This is a genomic window from Denitratisoma sp. agr-D3, from assembly GCF_054658675.1.
In genome coordinates this window covers 40,933-54,401 of record NZ_BAAGIA010000003.1, presented here as the reverse complement: position 1 = coordinate 54,401, position 13,469 = coordinate 40,933, and the positions used below count along the sequence as shown (strand labels likewise).

Sequence of the window (13,469 nt, the reverse complement as noted above, 5' to 3'; positions counted from 1 at the left end):
GGCGCAGGCTTGGTCGAACCGACGCTCCTGCGTATAATTGCGCTTTGTCAAAGAGGAAAATCCCATGCGACTCATCCAGAAGGCGCTGACGTTTGATGACGTCCTCCTGGTTCCCGCCCACTCCTCCGTGCTGCCCCGCGAAGTCAGTCTTGCCACGCAGCTCACCCGGAACATCCGCCTCAACATGCCCCTCGTGTCCGCCGCCATGGACACGGTCACCGAGTCTCGCCTGGCCATCGCCCTGGCCCAGGAAGGTGGCATGGGCATCGTGCACAAGAACCTGCCCCCCAAGGCCCAGGCGGCTGAGGTTTCCAAGGTCAAGCGTTACGAAACCGGCGTGCTCAAGGACCCGATCACCATCCCGCCCACCCTGACGGTGCGGGAAGTGCTGGCCCTGACCCGAACCCACCGCATTTCCGGCCTGCCCGTCGTGGACGGCAAGAAAGTGGTCGGCATCGTCACCAACCGCGACCTGCGCTTCGAGGACAACCTGGACCAGACCGTCGGCGCCATGATGACCCCCAAGGAACGCCTGATCACCGTCAAGGAGGGCGCTTCCCTGGAAGAGGCCAAGGCCCTGATGCACAAGCACCGTCTGGAACGGGTGCTGGTGGTCAACGACGCCTTCGAGTTGCGCGGCCTGATGACCGTCAAGGACATCCTCAAGTCCAGCGAACACCCCTATGCCGCCAAGGATGATTCCGGTCGCCTGCGCGTCGGCGCCGCCGTCGGCACCGGCGAAGGTACCGAGGAGCGCGTTGCCCTGTTGGCCGAAGCCGGCGTCGACGTGATCGTGGTCGATACCGCCCATGGCCACTCCGAAGGCGTGCTGCAACGGGTGCAATGGGTCAAGAAGAATTTCCCCCAGGTGGAGGTGATCGGCGGCAACATCGCTACCGCCGCCGCCGCCAAGGCCCTGGTGGACCACGGTGCCGATGCGGTCAAGGTCGGTATCGGCCCCGGCTCCATCTGCACCACCCGCATCGTCGCCGGTGTCGGCGTGCCCCAGATCAGCGCCGTGGATAACGTCGCCAACGCCCTGGCCCCCCTGGGCGTGCCCCTGATCGCCGATGGCGGCATCCGCTACTCCGGTGATATCTCCAAGGCCATCGCCGCCGGCGCCAACTGCGTCATGCTGGGCGGCCTGTTCGCCGGCACCGAGGAAGCGCCGGGCGAAACCGTGCTGTTCCAGGGCCGTTCCTACAAGTCCTACCGGGGCATGGGTTCTCTGGGCGCCATGAAGGACGGCGCTGCCGACCGTTACTTCCAGGATTCCGACGCCAACGTGGAAAAGCTGGTGCCCGAAGGCATCGAAGGTCGCGTGCCCTACAAGGGGCCGGTGACGGCGGTGATCCACCAGCTGATGGGCGGTCTGCGCTCTTCCATGGGTTACGTCGGTTGCCGCACCATCGACGAGATGCGCAGCAAGGCCGAGTTCGTGGAGATCACTTCCGCCGGTATCCGCGAGTCCCACGTGCACGACGTGCAGATCACCAAGGAAGCCCCCAACTACCACGTGGATTGAACCTCAATCCTCTGACGGAACAGCGGCCTGCGGGCCGCTGTTCCTTTTCCAGCAGCAGACTTTCGAGAGTTGCCATGTCCCACCAGAAAATTCTCATCCTCGATTTCGGTTCCCAGGTCACCCAGCTCATCGCCCGTCGCGTGCGGGAGGCCAAGGTTTTCTGCGAAATCCACCCCTACGACGTCTCGGAAGAATTCATCCGCAACTACGGCGCCAAGGGCATCATTCTTTCCGGTGGTCCCAGTTCCGTGACCGAAGGTGATACCCCCCGGGCTCCCGCGGTGGTGTTCGAATTGGGTATCCCCGTGTTGGGCATCTGCTACGGCATGCAGACCATGGCCCAGCAACTGGGCGGCAAGGTCATGACCGCCGAAGCCGCTGGCAAGGCGCGGGAATTCGGTTACTCCGAAGTGCGCGCCCATGGACATACTGCGCTGCTGAAGGACATCGCCGACTTCACCACGGCGGAAGGCCACGGCATGCTCAAGGTGTGGATGAGCCACGGCGATTCCGTCATGGAACTGCCGCCGGGCTTCAAGCTCATGGCGTCCACCCCTTCCTGTCCCATCGCCGGCATGGCGGATGAGGCGCGCAAGTTCTACGCCGTTCAGTTCCACCCGGAAGTGACCCACACCCTGAAGGGCCGCGCCATCCTGGAAAGCTTCGTGCACGGCATCTGCGGCTGCGGCACCGACTGGGTGATGGGCGACTACATCGCCGAAGCCGTGGCTGCCATTCGCGCCCAGGTGGGTAGCGAAGAAGTGATTCTGGGCCTCTCCGGCGGCGTCGATTCCAGCGTGGCCGCCGCGCTGATCCACAAGGCCATCGGCGACCAGCTCACCTGCGTGTTTGTGGACCATGGTCTGCTGCGCCTCAACGAAGGCGACATGGTGATGGACATGTTCGCCCGTAACCTGGGCGTCAAGGTCATCCGTGTGGATGCGGTGGACGACTTCATGGGCAAGCTGGCCGGTGTCTCCGACCCGGAACAGAAGCGCAAGATCATCGGCAAGGAATTCGTCGAAGTCTTCCAGGCCGAATCGAAGAAGCTCACCGCCGCCAAATGGCTGGCCCAGGGCACCATCTACCCGGACGTGATCGAGTCCGCCGGCAAGGGCAAGAAGGGCGCCCACACCATCAAGAGCCACCACAACGTGGGTGGTTTGCCGGAGGACATGCACCTCAAGCTGCTGGAGCCCCTGCGCGAATTGTTCAAGGACGAAGTCCGCGAACTGGGCGTGGCTCTGGGCTTGCCTCGTGAAATGGTCTATCGCCATCCCTTCCCTGGTCCTGGCCTGGGCGTGCGCATCCTGGGCGAAGTGAAGCAGGAATACGCCAAGCTGCTGCAACGGGCCGACGCCATCTTTATCGACGAACTGCGCGCCACCCTGGCCACCGAGCGCGACTTGGCCGCCGGCGCCTGCACCGAGGCCGACATCGGCAAGAGCTGGTACGACCTCACCAGCCAGGCCTTTGCCGTGTTCCTGCCGGTGAAGAGCGTGGGCGTCATGGGTGACGGCCGCACCTACGAAAACGTGGTGGCCCTGCGCGCCGTGGTCACCAGCGACTTCATGACCGCCCACTGGGCCCACTTGCCCTACGAGTTGCTGGGTAAGGTGAGCAACCGCATCATCAACGAAGTGCGCGGTTTGAACCGGGTGGTGTACGACGTTTCCGGCAAGCCGCCTGCCACCATCGAGTGGGAATGAGGCCGCTTGTCTCCACCATAAAAAAACCGGCAGTCTTGCCGGTTTTTTTATGGGCGCTGTTTATGGTGTCCCGTCAGCGGATAAGCCTTCCTAGGCTTGGGGTGGCCTGAAAAAGGAAAAGGGGTTGCGCAGGAAGCGGCGCAGCAGCAAGCCGGCCAGGCTGAGAATCTGATCCGCACCCTGGCGGCGGGATTTCATGGCCACATAAAGCGCCAGGGTGAAGCTGACCGCGAGGTTCACCAGGGCGATGCCGATCACGCCGGCCAAGGCCCAGGGCAGGGCCTGTAGCAGGAAAGGCCGCTCGCCCAGGGCGATGACGGTGCCCATGTTGGCGCTGGAAAAAGCCACGTGGCGAATGTCCACGGGAAGCCCGGTCAGGTTGCCCAGGGCGCCCATCAGGCCGAGATACATGCCGAAAAACAGATTGCCCAAGACGGCGCCATAGTGGGTGTCCACATAGTCGCCAAGACGGCGCGCCCGTTGGGGCTTCATGTGCTTTTCCGCCCAGGCGGCCACCCGTGGGGCAAGCTGGTGATAGCGGGCCTGGTTGTCGAAAAAGCCCGAAACAAGGCCGGAAAGGAACAGTCCCACCCCGGCCACGGCGGCGAAAAACAGGGCTCCGCTATGCAGGGGGTGGATCTCCGTCGTCATGTGGACCAGTTTTTCCGTCGGCGCCAGGGGAACGCCGAAGGCATGGGGCCAGAGCAGGGCGATCACTCCGGCGACGGGCAGGGCCAGTCCCACGTTGCCGAGCACGGCGATGAATTGGGTGCGGACGACGTTCTGAGCCAGATCGCCGAGTTTTTCCATTTCCCGGGGCCGGGATTCCTCCAGGGTGGCGGCGATGGCCGCTGCCGTCATGGCCGGTTGCTTGGTGGCCACGGTGAAGCCGAACAAGTGAATCAGGGCGAAACCGATCGCATAGTTCAAGCCAAAGGCGATGCCCTCGGTCAGCGGCGGCAGGTGCAGTAGCGCCAGCTTGATCTTGAGCATGGCCATGAGGGCGATGACAACTCCGCCGCCGGCCGCGCTGCGGGCCATGCCCCACCAGTCGGCGCGATTGTCGGTGATGTAGTGCTCGCCATGGCGGCTGGCATGGTCGGTGATGTTGCGGGCCAGCAGGCTGATATTCTCGCTGACGAAGCTACCGATCCGATGCCGGGTTTGTTCCGCCGCCAGCAACTGCTTGAAGAGGGGCACCGCCTGATCGGCCTGGGTGAGGGATTGCAGGTCGAGGAGAATTTTCAGGCGCTCGATCAACTGGCGTAGGCGGGCCAGGAGGTAGGTCAGGCGGATGCTGATACCGTTCTCGCCGGCCTTGCGGCGGACGCGATCCAGGGCGGCACCGCACTGGTCGAGCAGGACGTCCACGTCCCGCAGTTCGTCCTCGTCGAGGTGCTCGCCGCCTTCCCGCAATCGAGCCATCAGCGGTAGCAGGGTCGTGTTCTGGGCGAGAAAAGGGGACTCGTGTTGTTCCAGGCCGGGGTCTGCCCGCAGTAATTCACGATCCAGGGCGCCGCCGGCAATGCGGTAGGAGGTATCCCGTATTGCGTCGAGCAGGTTCCGGGTGGCGTCGCGGGCGGCCGGACTGTCGGGGTCCAGGCGCAGGGCCTCCACCAGGGCCAACCACGTGTTGTCGGTAACGGCACCGACCCAAAGATGATCGTCGGGGTGGTGGAAGATCCGTTGCGCCACGCCCTGCAAGGCCCCGTCGTCGGGGATCTCCGGCAGCAGGCGTTGGCTGAGGCGCTGGCCCAGGTCGAGCCAGAAGCCCTGGGCCGAATGGATGCCGGTCTCCCCGTAGAAACCACCCTGATGGGGCAGGGACAGGACCTCCAGCAGATCGACCCCCAACTGGGTCGCGGCGTCGGGATGGCTTTTGAGTTGGGCGACTTCGCGCCGGATATTGCGTTCCGCTTCGGCCGCATCCTCGGGGTCCTGGGGACGTAGTCGATCGATCAGGGCGGCCAGGTGGTCGATGTTGCGTTGTTTGTTTTCCATGTCTGGATGGACCTCCGGGCTGTCGCGGGAGTTCCGCGCGGGGTGAGGCGCCTCATTGTCACTGATTCCCTGGATTGGTGGGAATCGGCTGCCTGGGCTATCATTCGCCCCTTACTCTGATCACATTACAGGAGCGTCGGGGAGGCGCGATGTAGTGGAAATGCAAGGTTTCCCGGATTCTTTCGCCGCCCCGTGACTATTACATGGACGAACAAATCCGCGCAGCAGCCCTCGAATACCATCGTCATCCCAAGCCCGGCAAGATCGCCGTCACGCCCACCAAGTCCCTGGCGTCCCAGTACGATCTGTCCCTGGCCTATTCCCCCGGCGTGGCCGCTGCCTGCAACGAGATCGTGGATGATCCCGTCAATGCCTACCAATACACCTCCCGCGGCAACCTGGTGGCCGTGGTGACCAACGGTACTGCCGTGCTGGGCCTGGGCAATATCGGCGCGCTGGCCGGCAAGCCGGTGATGGAAGGCAAGGGCGTCCTGTTCAAGAAGTTTGCCGGCATCGACGTGTTCGACCTGGAAGTGAACGAGCTGGACCCCGACAAACTGGTGGATATCGTGGCCGCCCTGGAGCCCACCTTCGGCGGCATCAATCTCGAGGACATCAAGGCGCCCGAATGCTTCTACATCGAGAAGAAGCTGCGCGAGCGCATGAAGATTCCCGTCTTCCACGACGACCAGCACGGTACCGCCATCATTACCGGTTCCGCCGTTCTCAACGGCCTGCGGGTGGTGAACAAGGACATCGCCAAGGTCAAGCTGGTCTGCTCCGGCGCCGGTGCCGCCGCCATCGCCTGCCTGGATTTGCTGGTGCAGCTGGGCCTGGATCGCAAGAACGTTACCGTGGTGGATAGCAAGGGCGTCATCTTCGTCGGTCGCGACGAAAAGATGGACGAATCCAAGGCCCGTTACGCCCAGACCACCAATGCCCGTACCCTGGCCGATGCCATGGTAGGCGCCGACATTTTCCTCGGCTTGTCCGCCGGTGGCTTGCTCAAGGCCGAGGCCGTCAAGACCATGGCCGAGAACCCCCTGATCCTGGCCATGGCCAACCCCACGCCGGAAATCCTGCCGGAAGAAGCCAAGGCCGTGCGTCCCGACGCCATCATCGCCACGGGCCGTTCCGACTACCCGAACCAGGTGAACAACGTCCTCTGCTTCCCCTTCATCTTCCGCGGTGCCCTGGACGTGGGCGCCACTACCATCAACGACGAGATGAAGCTGGCCGCCGTGCGCGCCATCGCCGAACTGGCCCATGCCGAGCAGTCCGACGTGGTGTCCGCCGCCTACGGCAACGAAGAACTCAAGTTCGGCCCCGAGTACCTGATTCCCAAGCCCTTCGATCCCCGCCTGATCCTGGTGGTGGCTCCTGCCGTGGCCAAGGCCGCCATGGATTCCGGCGTCGCCGCCCGTCCCCTGGCCAACATCGATGCCTACCGGGAACAGCTCTCCGAGTTCGTCTATCACTCCGGCCTCGCCATGAAGCCGGTGTTCAACGCCGCCCGCAAGAACCCGGCCCGCATCGTCTTCAGCGAAGGCGAGGACGAGCGCGTGCTGCGCGCCGTGCAAACTGTGGTGGACGAAGGCCTGGCCAAGCCCATCCTGGTGGGCCGCCCCGACGTGGTGGAAATGCGCATCGCCCGCGCCGGACTGCGCATCCGTCCCGGCGAGCACTTCGAACTGATCAACCCCGGTTCCGATCCCCGCTACAAGGAACTGTGGGAGGCCTACTACGACATCATGCATCGCCAGGGCGTCAGCGTGGATTACGCCAAGCTGGAAGTGCGCCGCCGCACCACCCTGATCGGCTCTCTGCTGGTCCGCCTGGGCTACGCCGACGGTCTGCTTTGCGGCACCTTCGGCAAGCACGCCCTGCACCGGGAATTCGTGGAAAGCGTGCTGGACAAGCGTGCCGGCATTTCCAGCTACTACGCCATGAACATGCTGATCCTGCCGGAGCGCACCCTGTTCATCTGCGACACCTACGTGAACTACGATCCCACGGCGGAGCAGGTGGCGGAAATGGCCATCCTGGCGGCGGAGGAAATCCGCCGTTTCGGCATTGCGCCCAAGGCGGCCCTGCTGTCCCATTCCAGCTTCGGTACCGACAACACGCCGACCGCGACCAAAATGCGCAAGGCCCTGGAAATCCTCAAGGAGAAGGCCCCCGACCTGGAGGTGGAAGGCGAAATGCACGGCGACGCGGCCCTGTCCGAGTCCATCCGCAATACCGTCTTTCCCCGCTCCCGCCTCAAGGGCCAGGCCAATCTGCTGGTGATGCCCACCCTGGACGCCGCCAACATCGCCTTCAATCTGCTCAAGACCGCCGCCGGCGACGGCCTCACCGTCGGCCCGCTGCTGCTGGGTTCCGACAAGCCGGTGCACATCGTGACCCCCACCGCCACGGTGCGTCGCCTGGTGAACGTGGCGGCCCTGCTGTCGGTGGAAGCCGCCCAGCGTCGCTAGACCAGAACCTGCGTTGCGATAACGCCCCCCGGTCGACGACCGGGGGATGCCGCGAGAGAACAGAGGCGCCGCATGGATGATCGTCTGACCGAGTTGGAGATCAAACTCAGTTTCACCGAGGACCTGGTGGAGGAGTTGAATCGCACGGTTTTTCGCCAGCAGCAACAGATCGACGTGCTGGTGGAACAGGTTCGGGCCCTGCGCCAGCAGGTGAAAACCTCCTTGCCCGACGAGCAGCGCAGCTTGCGGGACGAACTGCCTCCCCACTATTGATGCTTGGCGCCACCGGCTGGCCGGCGCGGCACTTTGCTCAGGCAGCTAGACCCAGGCTGTTAGTGAGCCGCCTTCACCGGAATCAGCGAAATCGCCCGGTGCTTGCGCATCTTGCCCATGACGTGCATTTCGCACTTCTTGCAATCGAACTTCAGCGTCAGCTTGTCCTTGCCCTGATGTAGCGTCATGGGGTCGGGGCGGATGCCCTTCACTTCCTTGGGGCAGAGGTTGAAGCTGTAGCGCAGGCAGTGCTTGGTGATCATCAGCGACACCTCGCCCTTTTCCTCGTTGGCCTCGTAGGCGGCGTCGATCAGCCGCACACCATGCTTGGTGTAGAAGGCCCGTGCCTTGTCGTTGAATACATTGCCCAGATAGGAAAGCTCGGTTTCGGGATAAGCCACGGGCGGTTCCACGGCGGCGCTGCGGGCGGGGCGCTGGTAGGCGCTGGCGCGGGCGATATCCAGGGCTTCCACGGCTTCGCGGCGCAGGCCGTTGGCGGCGGAGGCGGGGATGAAGGGCACGGCCTCGGTGGGCAGGGTGATTTCCACCGCCTCGTAAATCGTGCTGCCCAGCTTGCCCAGGTTTTCCCGCAGGCTGGCGGCGGCCTTCTCGGTGTTTTGGGCGGTTTCATGGGCCAGGGGCAGGGTGGCTCGGGCGCTGATGCCGTCTTCGTCGGCGATGGTCAGTGCGTAGCCCTCATCGGTGGTTGCCAGTTGCAGCCACACACGGATGCGTCGCTCGGCGGATTTCTTTTCCAGCTGCCGCTCAAACTCCTGGTCCCGGTTGCGGTAGAGCACCGTGCCCACCTTGAGGGCCTCCGGTAGGGCAGAAGGAAACAGGCGCTGCACCTTGGCCCGGGCTTCCACCCGGTTCACCCGCAGGCCCACCAGATCTTGGTCGATGTCGAAGAAAGACAGACCGTCGCCGTTGTGGAGTTCTTCCGTGGCTTCCACGTCAAACCACTGGTGGCCGATGAACACCACGGAGCCCACCTCGGTGCCGGAAAACTTGGGCGTATCAAAGGCGCCGATGTCGGCCTTGCGGTCGTTCACAAAGTAATCGGTGGCGCCCCGGTTGAAGGTCTTTTCCGGCTGAGGCACAAAGGTGTAGGTGCTGCGGCCCGAAGAGGCGCGGCGGTATTCCGGCGCATCCTCCATGATCTCGTCCAGCAGTTGCCGGTAGTGGGCGGTGATGTTTTTGACGTAGCTGAGGTCTTTCAGTCGCCCCTCGATCTTGAAGGAGCTGATGCCCGCATCGGCCAGGGCCCGCAGATTGGTGCTCTGATCGTTGTCCTTCATGGAGAGCAGATGTTGCTCGTGGGCCACGATGGCGCCGGTGGGATCGGTCAGGGTGTAGGGCAGGCGGCAAGCCTGGGAACACTCGCCCCGGTTGGCGCTGCGGCCCGTATGGGCGTGGCTGATGTAGCACTGGCCGCTGTAGGCCACGCAGAGGGCACCGTGGATGAAGAACTCCAGGGTCAGGTCGGTCTGGGCGGCAATGGTGGAAATCTGCTTGAGGGTGAGTTCCCGCGCCAGCACGATCTGGGAAAAGCCCACGTCCTGAAGAAAGCGCGCCTTGTCGGCGTGGCGAATGTCGGTCTGGGTGCTGGCGTGAAGCTGGATCGGCGGCAGATCGATTTCCAGCAGCCCCATATCCTGCACGATCAGGGCATCGGCGCCCGCGTCGTAAAGCTGCCAGGCAATGCGCCGGGCGTCCTCCAGCTCGTCGTCCCGCAAAATGGTGTTGAGGGCCACGAATATCTTAGCGTTGTAACGGTGAGCATGGGCCGCCAGCTTGGCAATGTCCGCCACTCCGTTTTCCGCCGAGGTACGGGCGCCAAAGGCCGGACCGCCGATGTACACCGCGTCCGCCCCATGGTCGATGGCCGCCATGCCGAATTCGGCATTCTTGGCGGGGGACAGCAATTCCAGAACTTTGCGGGAAGCGGACATGGGGCAGGGCAGCCGTGGGGGCACAGCGGGGAAAAGCGAAGGGCGCGATTGTAAACCCGTTGGCAAAAAGGAAAAACCGGAGAGAATGGCGGGGCTTAGGCGGACAGGTGCTTGTCCGTCGCTTTTGACCATTCGGAGCCAGTCATGACCACCACCATGCCCCCCATCGTCGATACCGCTTGGCTTGCCGGCCAGTTGGGACAGCCGGACCTGGTGCTGTTCGATGCCTCGGCCTACATGCCCGCCGAGGGCAAGGACGGCAAGGCCGAATATCGCCGCGCCCACCTGCCCGGCGCGCGCTTTTTCGACGTGGACGAGGTGGCCGATCCCGATACCGATTTGCCCCACATGGTGCCCAGCCAGGGCCGTTTTTCCCGTCTGGTGGGCGCCTTGGGCGTGGATAACGCTTGCCGCGTGGTTTTTTACGACCAGAAAGGGCTGTTTTCCGCTGCTCGTGGGTGGTGGCTGTTCTGCCTGTTCGGCCATGACCGGGTGGCCGTGCTCGATGGTGGTCTGCCCAAGTGGCTGGCGGAGGGCAGGGCCATCGAGGCCGGCGAAGCGGCTGCCGCGACGGCCAAGGTGTTCCATCCCAACTTCCGCGCCGAATTGCTGCGAGGCTTGGGCGACATGCGCCGCAATGCCGAAAGCGGGCGGGAACTGGTGCTCGACGCCCGTTCCCGCGAGCGTTTCGACGGCACCGCCCCCGATCCCCGCGCCTGGCTGCCCAGTGGCCACATGCCCTTCAGCCGTAGCCTGCCCTATGGGGAATTACTCAATGAAGACAAGACATTGAAGTCGCCCGCCGAATTGCGGCGGATCTTCGCCGAGGTGGGGGCGGATGGTTCCCAGCCCCTGGTGTGCAGTTGCGGCAGCGGCTTGACGGCCACCATCCTGGCCCTGGGCCTCGCCATCGCCGGCTTGCCGGAGGGGGCGGTTTACGACGGTTCCTGGACCGAATGGGCCGGCCAGGACGACACGCCCGTCCTGCCCGGGCGAAAGTTATAGCGGCCCCAAACCCCTGTTTTCAAAAAAAGCTCAAAACAAATAAGGGAATCGGCTGAAAGCAAAGGGAAAATTTTCTTTCAAATTCCTGTCATCGCTGTCAACCTGACAGGGGGCTCTGCCGTTAATCGCTCCATGGTGGATGACCACCACGTACTTAACGGAGACATCAATGGGTAGCCTTAGCAACGAATCCTTCAACGAATTCCTGGATTCCCTCAAGCTGGCCGGTATTGAAATCACCAACGAAAAAGAACTGCGTGAGCGGCTGGCCGAAGTGCAACACTGGCGTTACGCCTTCCGTACCCTGGCCGCCAATGGCCGCCAACTGGGTATCCGCTTCCAGCAGGGTAATCAGGGCAGCGACGCCAACCGGATTCGCAACACCTTGAATCAGTTCCACTTTCCTCAAGGTACCGACGACATCCTGGCCGCCAGCATCAAGGCCGAATAAGCCGTCCGGCGCGATCAGTACAGAATTCCAAGGCCCGCTTTTGCGGGCCTTTTCTTTTGTCCTTTGCCAGTCTTCTCTTTGCCCATACCCCAGGAGGGGCTAGGCCGCTGCTTGTTGCGGCGCGGGCTGGATGCCGTGGCGGACCAGAATGGGGCTGATCTCGTCACCCAGGCGTGATTCCCGGATGTCCCGGTAGAGGGCTTCCGCCTGGGGGTAGTGGCGGCGCATCAGGCCCAGCCATTGTTTCAGCCGGCCCGGTGTGTGGCGGGGTTCCAGTTTTTGCTGCACCCGCTGCCAAAAATCGGCCACCAGGGGTTGCAACCTCGCCCAGTCCCGTTCCGGGCAGGGGGCCTCGCCGCTGCGCAGGCGCGTTGCCAGCAAGGGGTCGGTCACCGCGCCCCGGCCCAGCATCACGTCGGCACAGCCGCTTACCGCGCGAATGGCCCGGTAGTCCGCTTCATTCCAGACCTCGCCGTTGGCGATGACCGGCACAGGCACGGCTTCGCGGATGCGGGCGATCCATTCCCAGCGCACCTGGGGGCGGTAGCCGTCCTGCTTGGTCCGGCCGTGCACCACCAGCTCGTCCACCCCGCCGGCCACCAGGGCCTGGGCGCAGTCCAGGGCGTAGGCCGTGTCGCTGATGCCCAGCCGCATCTTGGCGCTGAAGGGCATGGTGGCCGGCACCACTTGGCGTACCGCCTGGGTGATTTGGTGCAGCAACTCGGGTTCTTCCAACAGGGCGGCGCCGCCCCGGTTGCGATTGACCAGGGGCGTGGGACAACCGAAATTAAGATCGATGCCCGCCGGGGCCAGCTTCACCAAATGGGCCGCGTTCTGGGCCATGCGGGCCGGGTCCGAGCCTAGCAATTGCACGCGGACGGGCGTCCCCGACAGGGTTTTCGCCCCCGTGCGCAATTCCGGGCTGACTCGGCGGAAATGGCTGTGGGGCAGCAGGGTGCTGGTCACCCGGACGAACTCGGTGACGCACCAGTCGTAGCCGCCGGTGCTGGTCAGCACCGCCCGCAGCACGTCGTCGGCGAGGCCTTCCATGGGGGCGAGGACGAGGCGGCTCATGGGCGGAGCGTTTCGGTATTTGACGAAAAACAATCTTCGGCAAACTGCGTCATTCCCGCGCAGGCGGGAATCCAGCGTCGTTCAGCCATCTCACAAGCCCCTGGATTCCCGCCTGCGCGGGAATGACGTCGGTTCATTGGCGGCAGGAGGTCATGCTGGCGGACGTTCATTGCTCATCAGGTTTCGGGAGGTGTCACAAAAAGGCCATCCCGCAGGATGGCCCCTCTAGGAGATGGGATGGGGATTTTACGGTCAGAACTTGTAGGCCACCCCCATGGTGTAGGTATTCAGGTCGGTACTGCCGGTCGTGGCGCTGTCGCCCAGGCCCTGGTAGCGGTTCCACTCCAGCTTGCCCACCACCCGGTTGCCGAAGTCGTAGCTGACCCCCAGGCCATAGGTGCCGTTGGTGGAACTGTGGCTACCGCCGGAAATGGCATTGGCACCAGTAGACGAGCCCAGGCTCAGCTTGGTGTCGGCGAGGACCACGCCGGCCTTGCCATAAACGGACAGGGCATTGTCGATGGGCAGGATGCCCACCCCCACGGCGGTCCAGCCCGTGGACTTCCAATCGCCCGAAGCCGTGTCGCCGGCCGGGGCGGTCACGTTGCTGTTGACCTTGTACTTGCCGAAATCGGTGTAGCCGCCTTCCACGGCGAAATTGCGGTTGAACTGGTAGCCCAGGTTGAGGCTGTAGGTCGTGTCCCGGCCATCGGTGGACGAGGTGCCGGTGAGGCCCTGGTTGCCCAGCACGCCGTCGATCTGGCTGCCGGAAACGCCGCCGTTGCTGCGGCCCAGGTTGATGCCGCCGTACCAGCCCGTGTCATTGGATTGGGCCTGGGCACCGCCCGCCATCAGGGTGCTGGTGGCGACGATGCCGGCCAGGGCCCAGGAGCGGTAGCGGTTGGCCCAGGACGTGGCGGCGGGCTTGAGTTGGGTTTTTTGTTGGGGTTGCATAAGGACTCCTCTTGGTTAGCGCAAAACGCCAACGCAGTATGGGGAGCC

Annotated in this window: 10 protein-coding genes; 6 read left to right on the top strand and 4 right to left on the bottom strand. The window is 63.9% G+C overall.

The genetic code is table 11. The features are described 5' to 3' along the window. Positions 1–64 precede the first annotated feature (64 nt). Positions 65–1,525 carry an IMP dehydrogenase gene (gene guaB, locus ACYQ2U_RS08770; RefSeq protein ID WP_459949985.1) on the top strand — a complete coding sequence of 487 codons (1,461 nt, stop codon included), beginning with the start codon at positions 65–67 and terminating at the stop codon, positions 1,523–1,525. 74 nt (positions 1,526–1,599) lie between these two features. Next, the gene (guaA, locus tag ACYQ2U_RS08765; RefSeq protein WP_459949984.1) at positions 1,600–3,234 is read left to right on the top strand and encodes a glutamine-hydrolyzing GMP synthase; all 1,635 of its coding nucleotides are present in this window, start codon (positions 1,600–1,602) and stop codon (positions 3,232–3,234) included. A 90-nt stretch (positions 3,235–3,324) separates the two neighbouring features. On the opposite strand, the gene ACYQ2U_RS08760 is transcribed toward guaA, so the two are convergent. Beyond that, on the bottom strand, positions 3,325–5,235 hold the full coding sequence (locus ACYQ2U_RS08760) for a site-specific recombinase (protein ID WP_459949983.1): 1,911 nt from the start codon (positions 5,233–5,235) through the stop codon (positions 3,325–3,327). A 203-nt stretch (positions 5,236–5,438) separates the two neighbouring features. On the opposite strand from ACYQ2U_RS08760, the gene ACYQ2U_RS08755 reads away from it, so the two are divergent. After that, positions 5,439–7,712, top strand: coding sequence for an NADP-dependent malic enzyme (locus tag ACYQ2U_RS08755; RefSeq protein ID WP_459949982.1), 2,274 nt, complete (start codon positions 5,439–5,441; stop codon positions 7,710–7,712). A gap of 72 nt (positions 7,713–7,784) precedes the next feature. Then, entirely contained in the window at positions 7,785–7,985 is a 201-nt protein-coding gene (locus tag ACYQ2U_RS08750) for a SlyX family protein (RefSeq protein ID WP_459949981.1), read from the top strand. A 59-nt stretch (positions 7,986–8,044) separates the two neighbouring features. Here ACYQ2U_RS08750 and ACYQ2U_RS08745 read toward each other — a convergent pair whose 3' ends face one another. Then, positions 8,045–9,937, bottom strand: coding sequence for a peptidase U32 family protein (locus tag ACYQ2U_RS08745; protein WP_459949980.1), 1,893 nt, complete (start codon positions 9,935–9,937; stop codon positions 8,045–8,047). 144 nt (positions 9,938–10,081) lie between these two features. Between ACYQ2U_RS08745 and ACYQ2U_RS08740 the strand changes: the two genes are divergently transcribed. Both ACYQ2U_RS08740 and ACYQ2U_RS08735 read left to right on the top strand, forming a co-directional pair. Beyond that, complete coding sequence (locus ACYQ2U_RS08740; protein WP_459949979.1) at positions 10,082–10,942, top strand: sulfurtransferase; 861 nt, start codon at positions 10,082–10,084, stop codon at positions 10,940–10,942. Between the two features lie 169 nt (positions 10,943–11,111). After that, complete coding sequence (locus ACYQ2U_RS08735; RefSeq protein ID WP_459949978.1) at positions 11,112–11,393, top strand: hypothetical protein; 282 nt, start codon at positions 11,112–11,114, stop codon at positions 11,391–11,393. Positions 11,394–11,492: 99 nt separating this feature from the next. Here the strand turns inward: ACYQ2U_RS08735 and ACYQ2U_RS08730 are convergent, their stop codons facing one another. Together ACYQ2U_RS08730 and ACYQ2U_RS08725 are read right to left on the bottom strand one after the other, a co-directional pair. Continuing rightward, positions 11,493–12,467, bottom strand: coding sequence for a tRNA dihydrouridine synthase (locus ACYQ2U_RS08730; RefSeq protein ID WP_459949977.1), 975 nt, complete (start codon positions 12,465–12,467; stop codon positions 11,493–11,495). Positions 12,468–12,719: 252 nt separating this feature from the next. Next, the gene (locus ACYQ2U_RS08725) at positions 12,720–13,421 is read right to left on the bottom strand and encodes an outer membrane beta-barrel protein (RefSeq protein WP_459949976.1); all 702 of its coding nucleotides are present in this window, start codon (positions 13,419–13,421) and stop codon (positions 12,720–12,722) included. Between the last annotated feature and the right edge of the window lie 48 nt (positions 13,422–13,469).

Bases quoted from the DNA above. Each gene is read 5' to 3' on its own strand.
- ACYQ2U_RS08725 (WP_459949976.1), bottom strand. From the start codon at position 13,421: ATGCAACCCCAACAAAAAACCCAACTCAAGCCCGCCGCCACGTCCTGG.
- guaA (WP_459949984.1), top strand. From the start codon at position 1,600: ATGTCCCACCAGAAAATTCTCATCCTCGATTTCGGTTCCCAGGTCACC.
- ACYQ2U_RS08735 (WP_459949978.1), top strand. From the start codon at position 11,112: ATGGGTAGCCTTAGCAACGAATCCTTCAACGAATTCCTGGATTCCCTC.
- guaB (WP_459949985.1), top strand. From the start codon at position 65: ATGCGACTCATCCAGAAGGCGCTGACGTTTGATGACGTCCTCCTGGTT.
- ACYQ2U_RS08760 (WP_459949983.1), bottom strand. From the start codon at position 5,235: ATGGAAAACAAACAACGCAACATCGACCACCTGGCCGCCCTGATCGAT.
- ACYQ2U_RS08740 (WP_459949979.1), top strand. From the start codon at position 10,082: ATGACCACCACCATGCCCCCCATCGTCGATACCGCTTGGCTTGCCGGC.
- ACYQ2U_RS08730 (WP_459949977.1), bottom strand. From the start codon at position 12,467: ATGAGCCGCCTCGTCCTCGCCCCCATGGAAGGCCTCGCCGACGACGTG.
- ACYQ2U_RS08745 (WP_459949980.1), bottom strand. From the start codon at position 9,937: ATGTCCGCTTCCCGCAAAGTTCTGGAATTGCTGTCCCCCGCCAAGAAT.
- ACYQ2U_RS08750 (WP_459949981.1), top strand. From the start codon at position 7,785: ATGGATGATCGTCTGACCGAGTTGGAGATCAAACTCAGTTTCACCGAG.
- ACYQ2U_RS08755 (WP_459949982.1), top strand. From the start codon at position 5,439: ATGGACGAACAAATCCGCGCAGCAGCCCTCGAATACCATCGTCATCCC.